The following is a 20,160-nucleotide window of genomic DNA, read 5'->3' as shown; positions in this document are numbered from 1 at the left end:
CAAGGCACTCCAAAATGATACCCTTGAGCGGCCGCGGGGGGCAAATTTTGCCCCCCGCGGCCGCCCTTCGCTTGCATTTTCTTTTATTATGCCAGACAACCCTTTTGCACTCGCCATAAATGATATTCTGCTCAATCGGGCTACCGAATTTGTAGGTGTTTATGACGCCACCGAGAAGCGATTCGCACGAGTAAATCCGGCGGGAGTAAAGTTGTTAGGCTATAACTCAGAGGAGGAGCTATTAATTGAGCCCGCCCGCACGCTACTTACCCCCAGCTTTACGGAAGCTGAATGGACTGCCCTGCTTGCGAAAGCCCGGCAAAGTCACCGTCAGGAAGCCGAGGTAGAAATCAACCGGCCAGGAAGGAATTTGTTGCAGGCCCACATCGAGCTCACCTATTTTGAGGTGGCTGGCAAGCCTTATTATATGGTTCGTCTCACGGAGCAGAATCGCCTGCTGCAGGCCGAGCGCGAACTAGCCCAGAGCGTACGCCGTTTCGAGGCCGTATTTGCCAACGCCACCATTGGTATTGTCGTGTGCAATCGGAGTGGGACGATTATCTCGGCCAATCAGATGGCTCACCAGCAGTTCGACTATTCTGAGGGCGAGCTGGTTGGGCAGAAAATTGAAGCCCTAGTGCCAAATGCAGGTGGCCGCCGCCACGAGAATCTGCGCGAATCATTCAATGCTCAGCCCCAGGTACGCTCCATGGGCGCTCACCGCGGCGACTTGGAGGCACTTCGCAAAGACGGATCAGTGTTCCCGGTGGAGGTGAGTCTCAGCTATTTTTACCTCGATGAGGAGCTGTTTGTGGTGTCCTACATTCTCGATATTACCTTCAAAAAGAACGCCCAGCAAGCCCTGATTTCGGAGCGGCAGCGCGTGGAGCGGCTCAACGCCGAGCTGGAGCAAAAGGTAGCCGACCGTACGCATGCGCTGCTGAGCACGCTGGAGCAGTTGGAGCAGCGTAAAGATGAGCTGGCCAAGGCCCTGGCCGCTGAACAGGAGCTGGGTGAGCTGAAATCCCGTTTCGTATCCATGGCCTCGCACGAGTTTCGGACGCCGCTTACGGCCGTGCTTACCTCCGCTTCGCTTATTGAGAAGTACCCCACCACCGAGCAGCAGGATAAGCGTCTGCGCCACCTCGAGCGCATCCGGCAGTCGGTCAATCATTTGAATGATATTCTGGAGGAGTTCCTGTCGGTGGGGCGTATTGAGGAAGGCCGGGTGGAGGCCCGCCCCGCCCGCCTCATCTTGTCGGCGCTGCTGAATGATACCATTACCGATGTGCAGGGCCTGTTGAAGCCGGGACAAACCGTTGTGCAGCAATTCAATTGCCCCGAGGCTGTCTGGCTCGATCCTTCGCTGTTGCGCAAAATTGTGGTCAATTTACTCTCGAACGCCATCAAATACTCCGGGCCAGATACGGTAGTCGAAATAGCAGCTGAGTGCGCGGGGGAGCAGCTCACGCTGGTGGTCCGGGACCACGGCGTAGGTATCTCGGCGGAAGATCAGGAGCACTTGTTTGAGCGGTTTTTTCGGGCTCGCAACGTAACGAACGTACCGGGTACCGGCCTGGGCCTGTATATTATTGCCAAGTATTTGGAGCTAATGAATGGCACCATTACCCTGCAGAGTACACTCGATGTAGGCACTACCGTCACTATTAAAATCCCCTATGAAAACCATTCTGCTGATTGAGGACAACGATTTTATTCGTGAGAACACCGCCGAGATTCTCGAAATGACCGGCTACAATGTTATCACGGCGGAAAATGGCAAGGTGGGAATAGAAAAAGCGTTGGAAACCAAGCCTGATCTGGTGGTGTGCGATATTATGATGCCCGTGCTGGATGGCTACGGCGTGCTGCACATTTTCAACCAGAATCCGCAGCTCTCGGGGGTGCCTTTTATCTTCCTGACGGCCAAAACAGAGCGCACCGACCTGCGCAAAGGCATGGAGCTGGGAGCCGATGACTACCTGACCAAACCCTTCGATAGCAGCGAGTTGCTGAGTGCCATTGCTGGTCGTCTGAACCGTTTTCAGCACCTAAAGCCGGAGTATGATTTGCACGCTGGCGGGCTCGATGAGTTTTTGCACGATGCCCAGAAAACGGGCAGCCTCACCGCACTTTCCGCCGATCGGAAGCCCCATTCGATACCACGCAAGCAGATTGTGTATGCTGAGGGAGATGAAGCTACGCGGCTATATTTTGTGCAGTCGGGGCGGGTGAAGACCAGCAAAACTACCGCCGCCGGCAAGGAGCTAATTACAGGTTTGTATCAGGCGGGGGACTTTTTTGGCTACAAAGCGCTCCTTGAGGGCACTGCCCATCACGACTCGGCTGTGGCCGTGGAAGATTCCGTTCTGCTTTACATTCCCGCTGACGACTTTACCCAGCTGGTGATGCGGAATCCGGAGGTAAGTCAGCAGTTTGTGCGCCTGCTGGCGGGCCGGGTGCGCGAGCAAGAGGATCTGTTGCTCGACATGGCGTACAACTCCCTGCGCAAGCGCGTGGCCGATACGCTCCTGCGCCTGCACGAGCAGCAGCGCGCCATTAACCCCACCGACCCCCAGATTCAGCTGTCGCGCGATGATATGGCGGCCTTGATTGGCACGGCGCCCGAGTCATTGAGCCGCACGCTGAGCGAGTTTCGTCAAGATGGCATTATCGAGCTGACCAACAAATTTATTCGGGTGCAGCAGCCCGAAAAGCTGCGCCGCACCAACTGGTAAAGCTCCTGAACCCGTTAAAAATTCGGCGGCGTGAGGTTCTTGAAGTGCCCGTTCAGGCGGGCGCGCTCTTTCAGGCGCTCAGTTTCGAGAATGATGGGGAGCACGTTTTCGAGGTGTTCCAGCACCATCGATTGGCGCTCCAACTCGCTGGTGGCCTGCAATAGCTGGTACTCCTGCTCGGTGCTGAAGCCTAGGTTGTGAGCAATATCGTAAATGCGGTAGTTGGGGGGCAAATCCAGAAATATCTTGCGCAGGCCCAGCGTATCGTAGAGTTGGCGCACGTATTCATTGATGCGCACCTTCAGCGTAGGGTCTTCTCCGGGGTCGTCCTCAATCGTGTCAACCTGGCCGGCGGCGTAGAGCTTGCCGGGGGCTTCGCGGTAGAACTCGCGGATGCGAAACACCCCGACGCCCTTGGTTTTGATATCCAGCTCACCGCTGTCGTAGGCCTTTTCTACGCTTAGCAGGCGTACTTCAGTACCCAGCTCACTTACGCCATCGTTGAGATAAGGCGGGATACCAAAGGTCAGGTCCGACTCGATGCAGTCGCGCACGAGCTGGCGGTAGCGCGGCTCGAAGATGTGCAGATTGAGCTTCTCGCCGGGAAATACCACGAGGTTCAACGGAAACAGAGGAAGGATACGGGGCATAGGAGCTCAACAATGTTGGCGACGAAAATAGGCTAAAAACGCTGGTATCGGGTTGCTGCGCGCCCAAATGCGTTACTTTTGCCCTTTCAGTGCCTCTCATCAGAATGGATGGGAAAGAAGAACGGCTTTATTTGATGAAAACAAAATTCCGGCAACATGGGCGGCGGGTGTGGCGGATATTGCTGCAAATTGTCGCTGCTCTGTTTCTTACCACGGTAGCTTGGGTGCTTATATATCGGTGGCTCTCCCCGCCGGCTACCTGGCTTATGCTCGACCGCCGCGCCCACGCACCCATTGGCCGCGGCTACTACGGCATCCGCGAAGACGACCGCCGCATCAGCTACAATTTTAAAACCCTGGATGAAGTATCGCCGCAGGTACCGCTGGCGCTGGTGGCGGCTGAAGATCAGCGCTTTTTGCAGCATCGGGGCTTCGATGTGAAAGCAATTCAGCAGGCCGTCAAGCGCAATTCCGAGGGCGGCAAGCAGCTGGTTGGCGGGAGCACCATCAGCCAACAGGTGGCCAAAAATGTATTTTTATGGTCGGGGAGGAGTTATGTGCGCAAGGCGTTGGAAGCCTATTTCACCATTCTAATTGAAACGCTCTGGAGCAAGCGCCGCATCATGGAAATGTACTTAAGCGTGGCCGAAATGGGCGACTGCACGTTCGGGGTAGAAGCTGCGTCTCAGCGCTATTTCCACAAATCGGCCGCCAAGCTTACTGCTTCGGAAGCGGCGCTGTTGGCGGGCGTGCTGCCTAATCCGCTGCGCTTCCGAGCCAGTAATCCAGGGCCGGTAGCGCGGGCCAAGCAACGGCGGGTGCAGCGCAACATGCGCCGCCTGGGGGGCATTTCTTACGTGCGGGCGCTGCTGGAAAAGTAAGCGCAAACTCCGAAGTGCGGCTGGTTCCTATATTTATTCAGGCTATCGTAAGACGGTTTTACATTTCTCAAAAAAACATCATGAAGCAAATCATCGGAGTAGTGCTGAGCATGGCCTTGTTGTGTAGTTGCGCCGCCACGCGCCCCGGCAGTCAGCGCCAGGATATCAGCCAAGTGCTGACAACGCAGACTGCGGCCTGGAATCGAGGCGATGTTTCTGGTTTTATGCAAGGTTATTGGCAGTCCGATTCGCTCGTATTTATTGGTAAAAGTGGGCTGACCTACGGCTGGCAGCCAACCCTGGATAACTACCGCCGCAGCTACCCCGATGCCGCCGCTATGGGACAGCTTACGTTTTCCAACTTGCGCATTACTCCCATCAGTCCCGAAGCAGCCCACGTCGTAGGTCGGTGGCAGCTCGCCCGCCCCGCCGCCGGCGACCTTGGGGGGCATTTTCTGCTGGTTTTTCGCCGCATTGCCGGTCGCTGGGTAATTGTAGCGGATCATTCCAGCTAGGGCAAAAACGATAAACAAGCCAAAGGCGCTTGGGCATAGCACAGCTATACCCAAGCGCCTTTGGCTTTATTCCCTCATTTACGCGGCAGTACGGAGCATGTGCAGCACCATGTGTTCGGTAGGAGAGAGGATGTCGTTTTCGGTTGGGTCAATGTCGTGCTGACGGAGGTAATCGATGAGCTTGTCGGACTGAAAAAGCTCTACTACCTGCGGGTGAATGTAGTATTTGCTACACACGGTGGGCGTGTTGCCTAAGCCCGAGGCTACATCTTTTACGGCTCGCTTCAGCACTTTGTCCTTGGGCAAATCCGGCTCTTCGTGCAGCACGCTTTCGAGGCACTCCACCATTTTGACAGTACCGCCCCAGGTCCGAAAATCCTTAGCCGACAAGGCTATGCCAGTGACATCCTGCAAGTATTGGTTCACGTCGCCCGACTCCAGCTCCTGCCGATGACCATCGGCGGCGTAGTACTGAAACAAATGCTGCCCGGGAATCTCCTTGCATTTGCGCACCATGCGGGCCAAACGACGGTCGTGGAGGGCCACATCGTGGGCGACACCTTTTTTGCCTACAAATGAAAAGCGCACCTCATCGCCAGATATCTGCACGTGCCGGTCGCGCAGGGTGGTGAGGCCGTAGCTTTTGTTCTTTTTGGCGTATTCCTTGTTGCCGATGCGAATAAACGACTGATCCATTAGGGTCAGAACCAAGGCAATAACCTTCTGCTTATCCAGTCCCTGGCGCTTCAAATCCTGCTGCAAACGCTGGCGCAAAGCGGGTAAGGCTTCGCCAAAGGCCAGCAGGCGGCTAAATTTGGTCAGACTGCGGGCCTGGTCCCAGGCGGGGTGATAGATATACTGCTTGCGCCCCTTGGCATCGCGCCCCGTTACCTGAAGGTGGGCAGACGCGGAAGGCGCAATCCAGACGTCAGTCCAGGCCGGTGGGATGACAAAGTTCTGCAACCGGGCCAGCGACTTTTCGTCGGTAATTTTTTCGCCTTTTGCCGTCAGAAAAGTGAAGGTGCCATCGGGGCCGGGCTGGCGGCTGATGCCGGGTTTGGTATCTGCCTGATAGCGCAGGCCCGCCAGCTCTGCCTGACGAGCCGGGTCTTTATACAGTTCGTGCGCCTCTTCTAGGGGGGGCAGGTGCTTCTTTTTGGTTTTGGGTCGGGGGGTGGAGGTGGTGGGCATAAAGGGCTAAAAAAGCCCCCGGCCAAAAGCAGTCGGGGGCTTTTCTGTACGCAGATGAGAGGAAAAAGTAGCGCTGCCTTGCCGGGTCAGAGCGTTGAAGCGGCTAGATGCTGAGTAGGCGCAAAGCTGAAGCGTAGGAGGAAAGAATAATAATTGCCAGCGGGGAGAAAATAAAATTTCAGGTTGAGCGTCTGAGTTATAGCCGTAATATCTGCGTATCAGCAACGCCGTGCAGCCTTGGCCCGTATGGGTAGCCGCCGGCTTTGGCACCGTTTTTAGACGGTTAGTTCTGCCCCCTATTCTCCCTACACTCCTATTTGCAGTATGCGTCGTACTTGGCTCAAACCCTGGATTTTTCTTGCTCTTCTGACGTCATTGGGCACTACAGCCTGCTCCGGTAATGGGGATGGCGTAGTGTTGTTTTCTGTGGAAGATGATATTGCGCTTGGTCAAAAAGTAGCCGAGCAAACGGATTCCACGTACCGAGCCAAGAACCAATTATTGGAGCGCAACGTGACGGCCAACCAGCGTGCGTATGCTCTTCTCGACGGAGTTGTTGCCAAAGTGCTCAGCTCCAACGAGCTACAATACCGCAACCAGTTCCCGTGGGATGTCAAGATCATTAAGGACGATGAAATCCAGAATGCCTTTGCCACGCCTGGGGGCATATTTACGTATTCTCGGGCCTCATTAAATTCTTAGAAACCGAAGATCAACTGGCTGGTGTGTTAGGCCACGAAATTGCCCACGCTGACCGCCGCCACACGTCGCGCTCTTTGCAGAAAGAGTTTGGTATCTCTTTCCTGTTGAGCCTATTGTTGGGCGAAAACCCAAATCAGCTGGCCCAAATCGCTACTAGCCTCGGCCAATTGCGGTTTAGCCGCGAATACGAAGTCGAAGCCGACGACTACTCAGTGCGCTACCTGAACGGCACTCCTTACTCCTGCGATGGTGCTGCCGGCTTCTTCGTGAAGGCCGCTGCTCAGGCTGGTACGACCGTCCCCGAGTTTTTGAGCACTCACCCCAATCCCGGCACGCGGGTGGAAGCCATTCAGGCCAAAGCCAGGGAGCTTAACTGCGCAGGCCGCACCACCGACAATGCGGGCTTTAAAGAGCTACAAAGCCGCCTCTAAAAGCCTCTACTACCTCTTTATTTCGTGAGCGCCAGCCCCAATAAGGCTGGCGTTTTCGTGTGATATAATTTAACCATTGGCGCGTGAAGTGCGGTCTACAGTGTAAGCAACCACACACTGAGGCAACTTCTCGGCGGGTTTTCCTCGTACGCTGCTTTCTACCCATTTAGATTTTCTATGCCATCATTCCTCAACAAACTTAGCAATCTGGCGGAACGGGCCGATGATCTGGTTACGAATACCCGCGCCCGTTTGGGCCTGCTGCACCCGCTCCAACTGGTTACGTACCGTAGCTACGGCACCACGGGCCGTCTGTATGTAAAAGGCCGATTGCTGACCGACAAAGGCATTGGCGAGCCCGGCGAGGGCGATTCGCGCTGGCAGAACCTGCTCAATATGTACCGACGCTTCGGGAGCAATGAGATTCCGGGCGCCGAGTTGGTTATCCGGCCGGGTGATGGCAGCGAGCACCATGTGACCACCGACGAGGAAGGCTATTTCACGTTGAACATTGAACCCAAGAGCCTGCCGTCTCCAATTGATTTTCTGTGGTACCCGGTGGAAGTGGAGCTAAAAAAAGCCCCCCAGCACCTTCCCATGCCCGCCGATGTCAAGGAGCCGGCGCACGTCCTCATCCCGCCCCTCGACGCCGAATACGGCATCATCAGCGACCTCGACGATACCGTCATTCAAACCTCCGCCACCAACCTGGTGCGCATGGCGCGCACCGTGCTAGTGCGCAACGCGCACTCCCGCCTCCCTTTTGAGGGGGTAGCCGAGTTCTATCGGGCGCTGCAGCTGGGGCGCAATGGCAAGCGCAATAATCCGTTTTTCTACGTTAGCAGCAGCCCCTGGAATCTCTACGATTTGCTCGATGACTTTCTGGAGTTGAATGACGTGCCACCTGGGCCGCTACTGCTGCGCGATATGTCACTGGTCCGCAAAGCAACGAAGGAGCCCGAAGCCTCGGCCCATCATGGCCATAAGCTGCACGAAATTGATAATCTCCTGCTCACGTACCCCGAATTGCCCTTTGTGCTCATCGGCGACAGCGGCCAGGAAGACGCCAACATCTACCGCGAGGTGGTACGCCGCTACCCCGGTCGCATTCTGGCTATTTATATCCGCGATGTGCAGCACCCCGGCAGGGCCGCCTTGGTGGAGAGTGTGGCGGAGGAAATCAGGCAGGATAAGGTGGAAATGCTGCTGGTGAAGGATACGGTGCAGGCCGCCGAGCACGCCGCCAAGATTGGCCTGTTATATACCGAGGCTATTCCAGCGATTGAAGTAGAAAAGAAAAAAGACGAAACCGCTCCTGAGTCGACGTTGTAACTCCCTAATTCTTAAAAGCTGCTGAAGGCATAAAAAAGCCCCCGCTAACGCTGCGGGGGCTTTTTTAGTTGACTGAATGTGAGTCGACAATACTATCAACTCACGTTCCTTCCCGGTCGTAGGCGTGCATCTTTACACCTTTATCCGTTCGGTCCCAGGTTTCTTTGCTCTTGGTCAGGTCGTTATCCGAGTGAGTATCGTAGTAGCGAGTTTTTTTGCTCAGACCCTGCACCCGGCTTGAATCGGTGACTTTATCCGAGTTGGGGCCGCCATATATGTTGATGCGGGGGCCGCGGCGCACCTCGCCGTTTATCTCAAATACGTCTTTGCCTTCGAGGCCATGCAGCGTAATTTCTTTGGTTTCGTTGGTCCGAAATACACGTTGGTAGAACACGGAATCTCGGTCCGATTTGCCCCCCAGCGTATACACCGTGACTGCCGTAGTAGAATCGCTGAGGCGGCGCACCACAAAGCGCTCATCTAGGTCGGTGCCCACGACCGTAACGTGGCGGGCTAGTAGCCGGTAAAACTCGTTGGCTGCCCACGGCAGCTTAGCCCGCCGGGCTTCCAGCGCCTGGCCGATATAGGCGCCTTCCTGCGCAAACACCGGCGCTGGAAAGCGCTTGAGGGCATTGGCAATAGCGGCATCATCGACGGACTTTTGCAACTCGGTGGCTAAGCGCTGGAAGTCGGCCGAAGTTACTTCATTCAGAAAGCGCTCGTCCACAAACCGGGAGTTCTGTGTCATGCCTTCAATGCTCTCATATTCGGGCCGAAAAGTGCGAAACTTTCCCACGAAAAACGGCCGGCTCACGATCCAGGGAATGATGCCATCCTTGAAGCGGAAAAAAGCCTGGTCGCGGTCCTGGGGTACGGGTCGATAAATGGTGGGGCCGTTGGCATCCGGATAAACAGCCCAGCTCCACTGGCCCTCATGGCGGTCCCAGTCGCCAATCCACAAATCGAAGAGGCGGGCACGGGCAAAGGCAATCTGATCGACGCGGTGAGTAGGGTCGGCAAACCGATCGCGCAATACATTGTCGCTTTCCAACAAGTCGGTGGCATTGCCGAAGGCGGGCGTGAGGCTGGCTTTATCCTCAAATTTCTCTTCCAGCAACACCAGCTTTCTCTGAAAAAGCTTCGACTCCTCGCCCAGCCCATCTTCATCAGGGCGCACATAAAAGGGCCGGGGCGTGGTGTGCAGCAACCCAGCCGCCTCAGCCAAAGGTGCCACTACGAAAGAGCCATAGGGATTAGCAGCTGAGGTAGCATCGCGCACCAGATTCAGAGCAAACGTCTTCCGAAATATCTTGGGCAGCGTTTTAAAAGGGTCTTTGTCGATGCTGCGCAGGGCGTACTCGCGTCCACCGGTGCCAAGCACCGTCATACTGGTGCTCTGAAAACCGCCCCCCAGCTTGCCGGGCTTCAGGCCTCCGGGCACGGCGGTAGCAGGGTCGAAGACGGGCACCCATACTGGCGTAGCCCACACCGGGCGGTAGTGCTTGCCAAGTAATAGATTGTGAATGGGGCCCCGCTGGTAATGCCGACCCGCGGTGACAAGCACGCTGTCGGTAGCAACAGGAGTGGAGTCGGTGACCAGACGGGCGTCTGGTTGGAAAAAGTTTTCACGTACACAGCCCGATGAAATGGCCAGTAGCAGCAGTAGGGTGGAGAAGCGTGAGGGCATAAAATGTGAATGTGGCGCAACTTACTGCCTTCAACGCAACAGTAGGCACTAGCGGATAACAATTGCATAATTTCCCAACGCAATTGCTCTTTTCCCGTTTGCGCTATAAATTATGCTATCGACTGCATTCGCAGCCGGCTCACACTGTAGCGCTATTCCTGTATCTGTGCACTTTCTACTGAAAGCTTTCCGGCCGGGCCGCTTATTGGGATTAGGTGCTAGCTGGCTGGTGCTCGTTGCCTGCTCGGCCCGCGAGATGCCAGCCGGTGCGCTGCCCACCATTGGCCCCGACTCCACGGTGCGCGTGGCCGCCGGGCCCCAGTACAAACGCGGCGCAGTGCATCAGTTTTTCTGGGGCGACCACTACCGCCTCGAATGGGCAACGCCGGTGCAAGCGCCAGTGTTTAACCTGCGCAACGCGGTGCCGGGTGGTTTGCGCCCGCTACAGGCTGGGGGCAGCTTTCAGACCAAAAACCTGCGCCTCGTCGACTCGGTAGGGCAGGAGTATGTGCTGCGCTCCGTCGACAAAGATGCGACGAAGGCTTTGCCCCCCAGATTGCAAAACGGCCCCATTGGGCGCCTGATGAAGGATCAGACCAGCGTTATTCAGCCGTATGGCGCTTACATCGTGCCGCGCCTGGCGCGGGCAGCGGGCGTGTATCATACCAACCCGCGGCTGGTGTGGCTGCCGGCTGATGCGACGCTGGGGCCCTTTCGCGAGGAGTACGGCAATGCGCTGTATCTGTTTGAGGAGCGCCCCGAGGGGAATCAGATCAACAGCCCAAACTTTGGCAATTCTTCCTTAGTAGAGAGCTCCCGGAAGGCATTTACGTCCCTTTTTGTCACGCATAACTACCGGGTGGATGCCCGCCATTACTTACGCTCCCGTTTGTTTGATATGTGGCTGGGCGACTGGAGCCGGCGCGAAGATCAGTGGCGCTGGGCCAGCTTCCCGGGGCCGGGCGGCACGGTGACGTATCGGGGCATTCCTCGCGACCGTGACCATGCTTTCTTCAAGTTTGACGATGGCCTGATGACGCGGATAATAAGTTGGTTTAAAACTAATTATCAGACCTTCAAAGAGAATATTCGCCTGCAGGATGTGGAAGGCCTTAACAAAGCAGCGCGGCCCATGGACAAGTCGCTGCTAGCGTACTTAACGGCCGATGACTTCCGCCAAATCGCGGATTCCCTGCGCCTGCGCCTCACGGACGTGGCCATCAAAGAAGCCGTGGGAGTTTGGCCGCCTGAGATCTATGCGCTGTCGGGAGCGGAGTTTGAGCACAAGCTGCGTAGTCGGCGCGAACAGCTGCCGGCCGTGGCCACCAAATTTTACGAGCTGCTGGCTCGCGACGTGGAACTGCCCGGCACCGACCAGCCAGAACGCTTTTTAATTGAAGCAGTAGCGCCGGGCGAAGTGCGTATCAGTATGCTGGCCCGACGGGTGGCAATGGAAGATAGTTTGCTAAACCAACGCACCTTTAAAGCCAGTGAGACAAGCACCATCAAACTCTTTGGCTTGGGTGGCAACGACGTATTTCAGTTCAACGGTTTGCCTGACTCCAACTTCATAATCAGCATCTACGATGGAGCAGGACAGGACTTGGTAATCAGCGGAAAAGCCCCCCAGACCGATTCCAAGACCGATGTCACCATCTACGACAGCGGCGACGGCAACCTGCTGCAACTCCCTCCCGACAGCGACATTAAAGTAGAAGCGTACCAGCCGCTAGCCAACGAATTTGATGCCGCTGGCTGGCTCCTGCGCCACCGCTTATACTAGCTGTTCCTACTTGTCAGTAGGAGCTTATCTGAAGATCTTGACCTTGTCTTTGTGCTTGGTGCGCAGGTATTGCCGGATAATCTGCTGCACGTCTTTGTTGTCGCCGTAGGGTTTGATTACCTCCCGGAAATCGGACAGGCGGCGGGCAGAAAACTCACCGTCTACGTAGCCAAAACCCAGATAGCGACCATTTTCAACGACCACAATCGACTTCTCATCCGCGCGGCGCCCTTTGCCAATAACCACAAAGGAACCGTGCTCAAAGGTGAAGCTCTCAATGGCCTCATCAACTCGCAGGTTGTACTCCTCCGGCGACTCAGCACCTACGCAGGCACCTTTGCAGCGGTGTACCTGATAATCGAAGCATGCACCCTGCGTTTTGTACAGGTCGCAGAGCTTCTGGCAGAGGTTGAACTTGGAAACTTTGTGAAACAAAAAGCCCTTGGCCTTGAACTGATTGGCTAGCGCGATGAGGGGCGTGGCGGGGTTGTCGGCATCGGCGCGGCCGTAGTAGAGGTGCTTGTAACCCTTTTCATCCTGCCGTAGATAAATGCCGGCCGGAAAAATGGAACGCCGCTGCTGACGGTTATAAAACGGCTTCATGCGCTTGATTTCAGCCGATTCATACAACAAAGCTACCAGCTCCGAACCCGTCAGCTCCCAGGTAATGTCGGAGATGCTGTTCTTAAACTCCAGCGACTTGCGCGACTTGTAATCGACGGCAAAGTGCTGCTGAATCCGCTTGTAGATGTTGATGCTTTTGCCCACATATATTACCTCGCCCTGCTCATCGTGGAAGTAATACACGCCCGCTTCCTGGGGCAGCGTGGCTACTTTCTCGGGGGTGATGTTGGGGGGCAAAAGCGCGGTTTTAATGGCTTCCTGCACGGCCGTCACGCGCTTGGCGCTGGGCTTTCTGGTGGCGGTGGCGGCTGGTCGGCCGCTGGGAGCAAGGGCATCTACCGAAGCCAGGGTGTCAGCGGCACTGATGGCGGGATTGGCCAGCGCCTCGTCCTGCTGAGAAATTTTGAGTAGCCGATCAAAGAGAATGGCGGTGGCAGCGGCATCGCCGGCGGCGCGGTGACGGCCTTCCAACGGAATACCAATGTTTTGGCACAGCTTACCCAAGCTGTAGCTCGGCTGGCCCGGAATAAGCGAGCGGCTGAGCCGCACCGTACACAGCGTTTTGCGAGAGTAATTGTAGCCTAAGTCCGCGAATTCCTTTTTCAGAAATGAGTAATCGAAGCGCACGTTGTGGGCCACGAACACGCAGCCTTCGGTCATCTCCACCACTTTGCGCGCAACCTCGTGAAAGCGGGGCGCATCGCGCACCATGTCGTCGGTGATGCCGGTGAGCTGAGTAATAAAGAAAGGAATCGACCGGCCCGGATTGACCAGCGTCTCATATTGGTCTACCACCTTGTCGCCATCGTGAATGAAAATGGCCAACTCAGTAATGCGGTCCTGCGTGGGCTGGCCACCGGTAGTTTCAAGGTCAATGATAGCGTACAAAGGCGGCGCGAATTTGAATTCTAATTTGGCTAATGATATTGGTAACAAAGATAAGCCCTACTAAGGTTGCAAAAAGAAATCGTAGAAAGAGCAGGTCAGTTGAACGTCAGGCAGAAGCGGCGCCGAAGCATCTTGCCCGCGGTAGTTGGATTAGTACTGCAACGTCAGCACGCGAGATACTTCGGCTCCGCCTCTGCCTGACGGTATATTCATTAAAAAAGCCCCCAGACGAATCTGGGGGCTTTTTTAATGAATTGTGGAAGCGAATTAGTGCTTCAACGAAGTAATTTGGTTCTTAGCAGCCAGGATTTCGCCGTGCTGCTTCTGAATGATAGACTTAGCTTCAACGGGCAGGCCTTCAGCTTTCAGAGCTTGCTCATACGCTTCGAGGGCTACTTTGTCGCCAGTTTCGCACTCGCCCAGAATGGCGTTATCGTCCTGGCCGGTGATGGCCGATTTGATGTTAATCCAGCCGCGGTGTACAGCAGCGGCAGCGTCGGCTACTACACCTTCCACTGTGTTGCCAGCTTCGGTATTGATGCCAAACTGACGAGCCTGCTGCTTCAACTCGGAAGCGAACTGGGCGCGCTGCTGGCTGAACTGGCTCAGTTGCGACTTCAATTGTGGACTGGTAGCGCCTTCGGCAGCTTCCTGGTAGCCCTTGGCACCAGTTTCGTTGATTTCGACGAGGTCGTTGTAGGCGCGGGCAGTGTTATCGCTGATAGAGGCCATGATAAGTTTGTTTTAGGTTAGGTCAGAGTGAGTAGCACAGCCACGTCTTGTAGCTGATCAGGAGTTTATACTACCAAATTGCCCCCCAGGTTACGAAGCTCCTCGCAGGCGCTGCCAAAGCCGCCCAAAAAAGCCTGGCTCAGCCTTTCTGTCCACGATATCGTCGCCATCGGCCACGTCGCCCAGCAAGAAGCCAAACGGCTCCGTGGCTTTCGACGCGTCCAGCACTACCTTAATCACGGCTATCAGCGGAATGCTCAGAATGATGCCCGGCGTACCCCACAGCTCGCCCCCCAGAATAAGCGCAATGATGGCCGCCATCGGGTTGATGCTCACTTTGGAGCCCGTAATCATGGGCGTAATAAAGTTGCCCTCCAGGAATTGCACAAACACAAACACACCAATAACGCCCAGTGCTCTGGCTGGCGAACCGGTTTCTACGAGCGTAATAATGGCCGGCAGGGCCGAGCCAATCAGAATACCGATGTAGGGAATAATGGTTAGAACCGATGCGAAGACAGCAAAGAAAATGGCGAATTTGACGCCCAGAAGGAGCAGGCCAATAGCATTCAGGATGGCCACAATCACGATAACCGTCATCAGCCCACTGATATAGGCCTGTACCACTGTCTGGATGCTATCCACGGTGTGCAACACCGACGTACGCTTCTCAGGGCTCACAAAGCGGAACATGAACTGCCGCATATGGTCGCGGTAATACAGAAAGCAGAACATATAAATAGGTACCAGCGTGACCACGCTCAGCACGTCGGCCGTCGTGTTCAAGGTAGCGCCCAGGTAGCCACCCGCGTCTTTCTTCGCGCTCTTCAGCGATGAGTCGATGAACTCATCTTTGCTGATCGGCTCAATGCCAAAGCGCTGGCTCAGCATCTGCTGAATCTGGTCGAAATACTGCACCAGCTTGCCCTGCAACTTGGGAAGCTCGGCTTTAAACTGTGTCATCTGCGAGCCGAATGCGAAGACGATGGCGGCTAAGCCCACAATCACCAGCAAGAGGCAGAAGAGGATGGCCAGCACCCTCGGCCAGCCCCACCGCTCAAAGCGCTGGCATAAGGGCAACAGCAGAATGGAGAAGAGGGCCGCAAAGGTGATGGGCAGCAACACACTGTCGAGCTTCCAGAGCACGAACACGAGCAGCGACAAACCAATGAGCAGGAATGTATAGTAAATGACGGGGGGCAATTTTACCTCGGCCGGAGTCGAGTTGGGCCGGGGACCGTTGAAATGTTTCGAGGGGAAAGCATTAGCTAAAAAAATTAGGAGAGCGAAGAAGGGGTAAAATTCAGAATCAGAGCAATGAGTGTTGTTTTTGAAAGGAACTATGTGCGTATAGGGCTGGTTTTAATCAGGAATTTTGCTAATATTTATGGCTAAAATCAGCGCGCCGCTCACACGAGCAACAGTCTTGCGCCCTCCTACGGGTTACTGTTGAGAAAAGGCCAATTTTCTGCGTTATTTTACCTCAAATTTGATTACCTAGTTTCTATGGCTGACGAACAACTTCCCATTGCCCCCCAACACGCGTACACCGAAGACAGCATCCGCTCCCTGGATTGGCGCGAGCACATCCGTTTGCGGCCCGGTATGTACATCGGCAAGCTCGGCGATGGCTCGGCCTACGATGACGGTATTTATGTGCTCGTGAAGGAAGTTATTGATAATTCCATTGACGAGCACGTGATGGGTCACGGCCGCACCATCGACATCAAAATATCCGACCAGCGCGTGCAGGTGCGCGACTATGGCCGCGGCATTCCGCTGGGCAAAGTGGTGGATGTGGTCAGCAAAATCAACACCGGCGGCAAGTACGATTCCAAGGTCTTCCAGAAGTCGGTGGGCTTGAATGGCGTGGGTACCAAGGCCGTAAATGCGCTCAGCAACTACTTCCTTGTGCAAAGCGTGCGCGACGGCCTGATGAAATCGGCGGAGTTCTCGCAGGGCAAACTCGTGCAGGATCCTAAGCCGCAGAAAACGTCGCAGCGCAATGGCACCCTGATGGTGTTTCAGCCCGACGACACGGTTTTCCGCAACTACCGCTTCATTCCGGAGTACCTCGAAAATCAGATCTGGAACTACGTTTATCTGAACGCCGGGCTCACGATTAACTTCAACGGGCAGAAGTATTACTCCGAAAATGGCTTGCTCGACCTGCTCAGCCGCAAAGCCGACCCGGAGAGCCTGCGTTACCCCATCATCCACCTCAAGGCCCCCGATATTGAGCTGGCGCTAACGCACGGCAACGACTACGGCGAGGAATATTATTCCTTCGTAAACGGCCAGTATACCACGCAGGGCGGTACGCACCTCGCGGCCTTCCGTGAGGCGGTAGTCAAAACCGTGCGTGAGTTTTACAAGAAGGAATACGACGCGGCCGACATTCGCGGCTCTATCATCGCGGCCATTTCGGTGCGGGTGCAAGAGCCAGTGTTCGAAAGCCAGACCAAAACCAAGCTTGGCTCCATTAACATGGGTGAGGATGGCCCGACGGTGCGTGGCTTCATTCTGGATTTCGTAAAAGAGCACCTCGATAATTACCTGCACAAAAACCAAGCAGTGGCTGATGCGCTCAAGCGCCGCATTGAGCAAAGTGAGCGGGAGCGCAAGGACATGGCGGGCGTGAAAAAGCTGGCTAACCAGCGCGCCAAGAAAGCCAACTTGCACAACCGCAAGCTCCGCGACTGCCGTTTCCACCTCGGCGAAGGCAAGCAGGAAGCCGAAGCTCTAACTACGCTCTTCATCACCGAGGGCGACTCTGCGTCGGGTTCTATTACCAAAAGCCGCAACGTCGAGACCGAGGCTGTATTCAGCTTACGTGGTAAGCCGCTGAACTGCTTTGGCCTGAAAAAGAAGATTGTATACGAAAACGAGGAGCTGAACTTGCTCCAGCACGCGCTCAACATCGAGGAAGGCATTGAACACCTGCGCTACAACCGCGTGGTCATTGCTACCGACGCCGATGTAGATGGTATGCACATTCGCTTGCTGCTGCTTACGTTCTTCCTACAATTCTTCCCTGATCTGGTGCGCAACAACCACGTTTTCATTCTGGAAACGCCGCTGTTCCGCGTCCGCAATAAGAAAACGACCATCTACTGCTACAACGAGCAGGAAAAGCAGGACGCCATGCGCAAGCTGGGCCGCAACCCGGAAGTAACGCGCTTCAAAGGTCTCGGTGAAATCAGCCCCGATGAGTTTGGTAAGTTCATTGGCGACAACATCAAGCTGGAGCCCGTCATCCTGCAATCAGACCGCTCTATTCAGCAAGTCTTGACGTATTATATGGGCAAGAATACGCCTGCTCGTCAGGAGTTTATTATTGACAACCTACGTCAGGAGAAGGACATGATTACCTCCGATGTGCTGCCGGTGGAAGAGGTTGCCGAAGAAGATATGGCATTCGCCTAGAGCAAGTAAGAGTCTATACGCTACCAAAAAAAGCCCCCAGAAATATTCTGGGGGCTTTTTTACGGAAAAAGTAGTTTGAAGCCAGCGCTACTTGGCGTCTTGAATTTCTTTCACCGCTGCATCTACCAACGACTTGGCTTCGGCGGCGGTTGGCCGTGCAGCCTGCTGCTGCTCAATCTGGCGCAGCCCTCGAGTGATTGGTTCGGCAACGCCGTAGGCTTTAAATTTCACGGCCAGATCCTTCATACGCTTAATGCCTTCAGAAAGCGCCGAGGGATCTTCCAGGCGGCCGAGCAGGGGCACCATGCCAGCCAGCATATCGAATTGTGCGTTTGGTTCGGCCGCATCGAACTTGCGCAACACCAGCGGCCACTGGGCTTGGCCGCCCGCCTGACCATATACGCTCACTAGGGCCACAGTTAATGCTCCTTTGTTATCGGCCTCAAAAGCGGTAGCGCGGGCCAGGGCCTGCTTTGGTTCCAGCGGCAGCAGGGCTTGCAGCGCCGCCCCCTGCACCCGGTACGATTTGCTTTCGAGGGCTTTGGTAAACAGCTTGGCGTAGCGCTTCTCCTCCAACGCGCCGAGCGCTGTAAGCGCCGCCGCCCGCACCTGCACCGACGAATCTGTGGTGGCTAGCTTGGCCAGTATGGGAGCCGCTGCTTTGCGCTGGGGGCATTTTTGAGGTCGAGGGCCTGCACGGTCATCTCCCGCAGGGCAGGCGATTTATCCTTTAAGCCGGCCAGCAGCATTTTTTGGGCTAATGGGTCCGTGGCATTGGCCTGGGCGGCGGTCAGGGCTTCGCGCCGGTCGAGGTAATGTGTGGCGTGGAGTTGCTGATACGCATATTCAGCCAACGACTTATTATCCTGCTTCTGCCACACCAGCACTTTGGCTGCATCCACGTTTACCAAATCTGGTTTGGTAGCGGCCGGAAAGTACAGCGTGTCAACAGCATTGCGCAGCGTGGCCGTGTAGCGTTGGGCTTTGCCACCGGTATACACATCTACCAGCAGCGGCAGCTCAAAAAGCCCCCGGTCTGCGTTTGACGCACTACCACCGTTTGGCGCTTGCGGGCTGCGTCCCACTGGTAATCGAGGGTGACAACGGGGTGGCCCGCCCGATAATACCATTGATTGAAAAACCAGTTCAGATCCTGCCCTGATACTTCTTCCAGCGCCAGCCGCAATTGGTGCGGCTCACCGGTACCAAAAGCGTTTTGCGTCAGATAACGCTTCAAGCCCTGAAAGAAGACTTCCTCGCCCAACGTGGCGCGCAACATGTTCAGAATGCTGCCGCCTTTTTGGTAGGACACACCATCGAACATGTCCTCTTTATCGGCATACTGAAAGCGTACCAGCGGCTTCTCATAATTGCTGGGGCCACCGCGCAGATAGTTGCGCAGGCTGCGGTCGGCCTGGGCGGCGCCGGCATCGGGGCCATAGGCGTGCTCAGCCCAGAGTACTTCACTGAAGTTGGCGAACGACTCGTTCATGGTCAGATTGCTCCAGCTTTCGGTTGTTACGAAGTCACCAAACCAGTGATGAAATAGCTCGTGGGCAATCTCGCGTTCCACACCGGCATATTCCCAATCAAGTAATTCGCGCGCCGTGCCCTGGGCCTGCTCACCGTACAATGACGCGGTGGTATTTTCCATAGCCCCACTCACAAAGTCGCGAGCTACAACCTGAGCGTATTTATTCCACGGAAAATCGACGCCCAAACGCTTTGAAAAAAACTCCATCATCTGGGGCGTTTTACCGAATACGGCCCGGGCTTGATCAGCGTATTTAGGCTCCATATAGTAGCTCACTTCCTTGCCCCGCCAGGTATCTTTGGTAATGCGGAAGTCGCCAATGGCCAGCATGACGAGGTAGGGCGCGTGGGGCTGCTCCATCTTCCAGGTATCGGTGCGCAAGCCGGCGCCAGCGGGCTTCTGGCTCACCAGGGCGCCGTTGCTCAGCGTCACGTACTTGCTGGGCACGGTCAGGCTGATTTCGGAAGTTGTCTTTTGGTTGGGCCGATCAATGGTCGGAAACCACACCGACGAGCCCTCCGTTTCGCCCTGCGTCCAGATCTGTACGGGTTTTCCGGCCACGGTACTGTCGGGATTGATGAAGTACAAGCCCTTGGCTTCCGAAATGGCGGCGCTACCCTTCACCTTGGCTTCGTCGGGCTTAGCTGTGTACTCAATGTAAATGGTGTAATTAGCGCCGGGGGCATTTTCTTGCCCAGGTTCACGCGGAGGTTTCGCTCGTCGTTGTAGCTGAACTTGAGTGGTTGTGCAGTGCCATTGCTCATCAGCGCCACGGTCTGGATGTCCATACCCTTGGCGTCCAGGCGGAGCGAATCGGTGGGGTGGGCGTGGGGCTTCAGCGTCAGCCATTCCTTCCCGTAGGCATAGCGCTTTTTATAGTCAAACTGCAAGTCAAGCTTGGTGTGGACGAGGTCATTAACTCGCCGTTCCGTGGCCCGATATATTGTAGCAGTTGGTTGTTGGGCACTAACAGAAGCAAGGGCGGCTAGAGTCAGCAAGACTGGCAGGGAATTGTGGAGGAGACGCACAGATAGAGTAGGATAGGA

The 20,160-nt window shown here is 55.6% G+C and carries 19 protein-coding genes; 9 read left to right on the top strand and 10 right to left on the bottom strand.

Going from position 1 to position 20,160, the window contains the following annotated elements; genetic code table 11:
• The first annotated feature begins 88 nt into the window (after positions 1–88).
• Both EPD59_RS11630 and EPD59_RS11625 read left to right on the top strand, forming a co-directional pair.
• Positions 89–1,702, top strand: a complete 1,614-nt coding sequence (locus EPD59_RS11630) for a sensor histidine kinase (protein ID WP_133272927.1) — start codon at positions 89–91, stop codon at positions 1,700–1,702.
• Entirely contained in the window at positions 1,680–2,738 is a 1,059-nt protein-coding gene (locus EPD59_RS11625) for a response regulator (RefSeq protein WP_133272926.1), read from the top strand. Before EPD59_RS11630 ends, EPD59_RS11625 begins: the two co-directional genes overlap by 23 nt.
• 14 nt (positions 2,739–2,752) lie before the next feature.
• Here EPD59_RS11625 and EPD59_RS11620 read toward each other — a convergent pair whose 3' ends face one another.
• Positions 2,753–3,388 carry an LON peptidase substrate-binding domain-containing protein gene (locus EPD59_RS11620; protein WP_133272925.1) on the bottom strand — a complete coding sequence of 212 codons (636 nt, stop codon included), beginning with the start codon at positions 3,386–3,388 and terminating at the stop codon, positions 2,753–2,755.
• Positions 3,389–3,522: 134 nt separating this feature from the next.
• Here EPD59_RS11620 and mtgA point away from each other — a divergent pair, with 134 nt between their 5' ends.
• Positions 3,523–4,269: a monofunctional biosynthetic peptidoglycan transglycosylase gene (mtgA, locus tag EPD59_RS11615; RefSeq protein WP_133272924.1), complete on the top strand. Its 747-nt coding sequence runs from the start codon at positions 3,523–3,525 to the stop codon at positions 4,267–4,269.
• Between the two features lie 80 nt (positions 4,270–4,349).
• Entirely contained in the window at positions 4,350–4,784 is a 435-nt protein-coding gene (locus EPD59_RS11610; protein ID WP_133272923.1) for a YybH family protein, read from the top strand.
• A 78-nt stretch (positions 4,785–4,862) separates the two neighbouring features.
• Here EPD59_RS11610 and EPD59_RS11605 read toward each other — a convergent pair whose 3' ends face one another.
• Positions 4,863–5,975, bottom strand: coding sequence for a DNA topoisomerase IB (locus EPD59_RS11605; RefSeq protein ID WP_133272922.1), 1,113 nt, complete (start codon positions 5,973–5,975; stop codon positions 4,863–4,865).
• A gap of 324 nt (positions 5,976–6,299) precedes the next feature.
• Between EPD59_RS11605 and EPD59_RS22535 the strand changes: the two genes are divergently transcribed.
• The 3 genes from EPD59_RS22535 (at position 6,300) to EPD59_RS11595 (ending at position 8,440) form a co-directional block, all read left to right on the top strand.
• Positions 6,300–6,677, top strand: coding sequence for a M48 family metalloprotease (locus EPD59_RS22535; RefSeq protein ID WP_240731368.1), 378 nt, complete (start codon positions 6,300–6,302; stop codon positions 6,675–6,677).
• Positions 6,644–7,108, top strand: a complete 465-nt coding sequence (locus EPD59_RS22530; protein WP_317128534.1) for a M48 family metalloprotease — start codon at positions 6,644–6,646, stop codon at positions 7,106–7,108. The genes EPD59_RS22535 and EPD59_RS22530 overlap by 34 nt, the downstream gene beginning before the upstream one ends.
• Before the next feature lie 177 nt (positions 7,109–7,285).
• Positions 7,286–8,440: an App1 family protein gene (locus tag EPD59_RS11595; RefSeq protein ID WP_133272921.1), complete on the top strand. Its 1,155-nt coding sequence runs from the start codon at positions 7,286–7,288 to the stop codon at positions 8,438–8,440.
• Between the two features lie 100 nt (positions 8,441–8,540).
• Here the strand turns inward: EPD59_RS11595 and EPD59_RS11590 are convergent, their stop codons facing one another.
• The gene (locus tag EPD59_RS11590) at positions 8,541–10,127 is read right to left on the bottom strand and encodes a hypothetical protein (protein ID WP_133272920.1); all 1,587 of its coding nucleotides are present in this window, start codon (positions 10,125–10,127) and stop codon (positions 8,541–8,543) included.
• A 166-nt stretch (positions 10,128–10,293) separates the two neighbouring features.
• On the opposite strand from EPD59_RS11590, the gene EPD59_RS11585 reads away from it, so the two are divergent.
• Positions 10,294–11,910, top strand: coding sequence for a hypothetical protein (locus EPD59_RS11585; RefSeq protein WP_133272919.1), 1,617 nt, complete (start codon positions 10,294–10,296; stop codon positions 11,908–11,910).
• A gap of 24 nt (positions 11,911–11,934) precedes the next feature.
• On the opposite strand, the gene EPD59_RS11580 is transcribed toward EPD59_RS11585, so the two are convergent.
• The 3 genes from EPD59_RS11580 to EPD59_RS11570 all read right to left on the bottom strand — a co-directional run bounded on the left by EPD59_RS11580 (position 11,935) and on the right by EPD59_RS11570 (position 15,357).
• Positions 11,935–13,422, bottom strand: a complete 1,488-nt coding sequence (locus EPD59_RS11580) for an exonuclease domain-containing protein (RefSeq protein ID WP_133272918.1) — start codon at positions 13,420–13,422, stop codon at positions 11,935–11,937.
• A gap of 267 nt (positions 13,423–13,689) precedes the next feature.
• On the bottom strand, positions 13,690–14,154 hold the full coding sequence (locus EPD59_RS11575) for a ferritin-like domain-containing protein (protein WP_133272917.1): 465 nt from the start codon (positions 14,152–14,154) through the stop codon (positions 13,690–13,692).
• 90 nt (positions 14,155–14,244) lie between these two features.
• A complete protein-coding gene (locus tag EPD59_RS11570) occupies positions 14,245–15,357 on the bottom strand; it encodes an AI-2E family transporter (protein WP_240731367.1) in 1,113 nt (370 codons plus the stop codon).
• A gap of 303 nt (positions 15,358–15,660) precedes the next feature.
• Here EPD59_RS11570 and EPD59_RS11565 point away from each other — a divergent pair, with 303 nt between their 5' ends.
• Positions 15,661–17,580, top strand: coding sequence for a DNA topoisomerase IV subunit B (locus EPD59_RS11565; protein ID WP_133272916.1), 1,920 nt, complete (start codon positions 15,661–15,663; stop codon positions 17,578–17,580).
• Between the two features lie 87 nt (positions 17,581–17,667).
• On the opposite strand, the gene EPD59_RS11560 is transcribed toward EPD59_RS11565, so the two are convergent.
• Genes EPD59_RS11560 through EPD59_RS22525 form a run of 4 tightly spaced genes read right to left on the bottom strand, consistent with a single transcriptional unit; the run spans position 17,668 to position 20,142 of the window.
• Positions 17,668–18,195 (bottom strand): hypothetical protein, encoded by a 528-nt coding sequence (locus EPD59_RS11560; RefSeq protein ID WP_165963564.1) that lies wholly within the window; start codon positions 18,193–18,195, stop codon positions 17,668–17,670.
• A gap of 17 nt (positions 18,196–18,212) precedes the next feature.
• Positions 18,213–18,581 carry a hypothetical protein gene (locus EPD59_RS11555; protein WP_133272914.1) on the bottom strand — a complete coding sequence of 123 codons (369 nt, stop codon included), beginning with the start codon at positions 18,579–18,581 and terminating at the stop codon, positions 18,213–18,215.
• Positions 18,582–18,583: 2 nt separating this feature from the next.
• On the bottom strand, positions 18,584–19,738 hold the full coding sequence (locus EPD59_RS11550) for a M1 family metallopeptidase (protein WP_240731366.1): 1,155 nt from the start codon (positions 19,736–19,738) through the stop codon (positions 18,584–18,586).
• Positions 19,735–20,142 (bottom strand): hypothetical protein, encoded by a 408-nt coding sequence (locus EPD59_RS22525; protein ID WP_240731365.1) that lies wholly within the window; start codon positions 20,140–20,142, stop codon positions 19,735–19,737. Before EPD59_RS22525 ends, EPD59_RS11550 begins: the two co-directional genes overlap by 4 nt.
• Positions 20,143–20,160: the final 18 nt, after the last annotated feature.

Origin of the sequence: Hymenobacter radiodurans (genome assembly GCF_004355185.1) — a bacterium.
GTDB classification, from domain to species: domain Bacteria; phylum Bacteroidota; class Bacteroidia; order Cytophagales; family Hymenobacteraceae; genus Hymenobacter; species Hymenobacter radiodurans.
The sequence above is the reverse complement of the archived record's forward strand: the minus strand, read 5'-3'. Positions and strand labels throughout refer to the sequence as shown.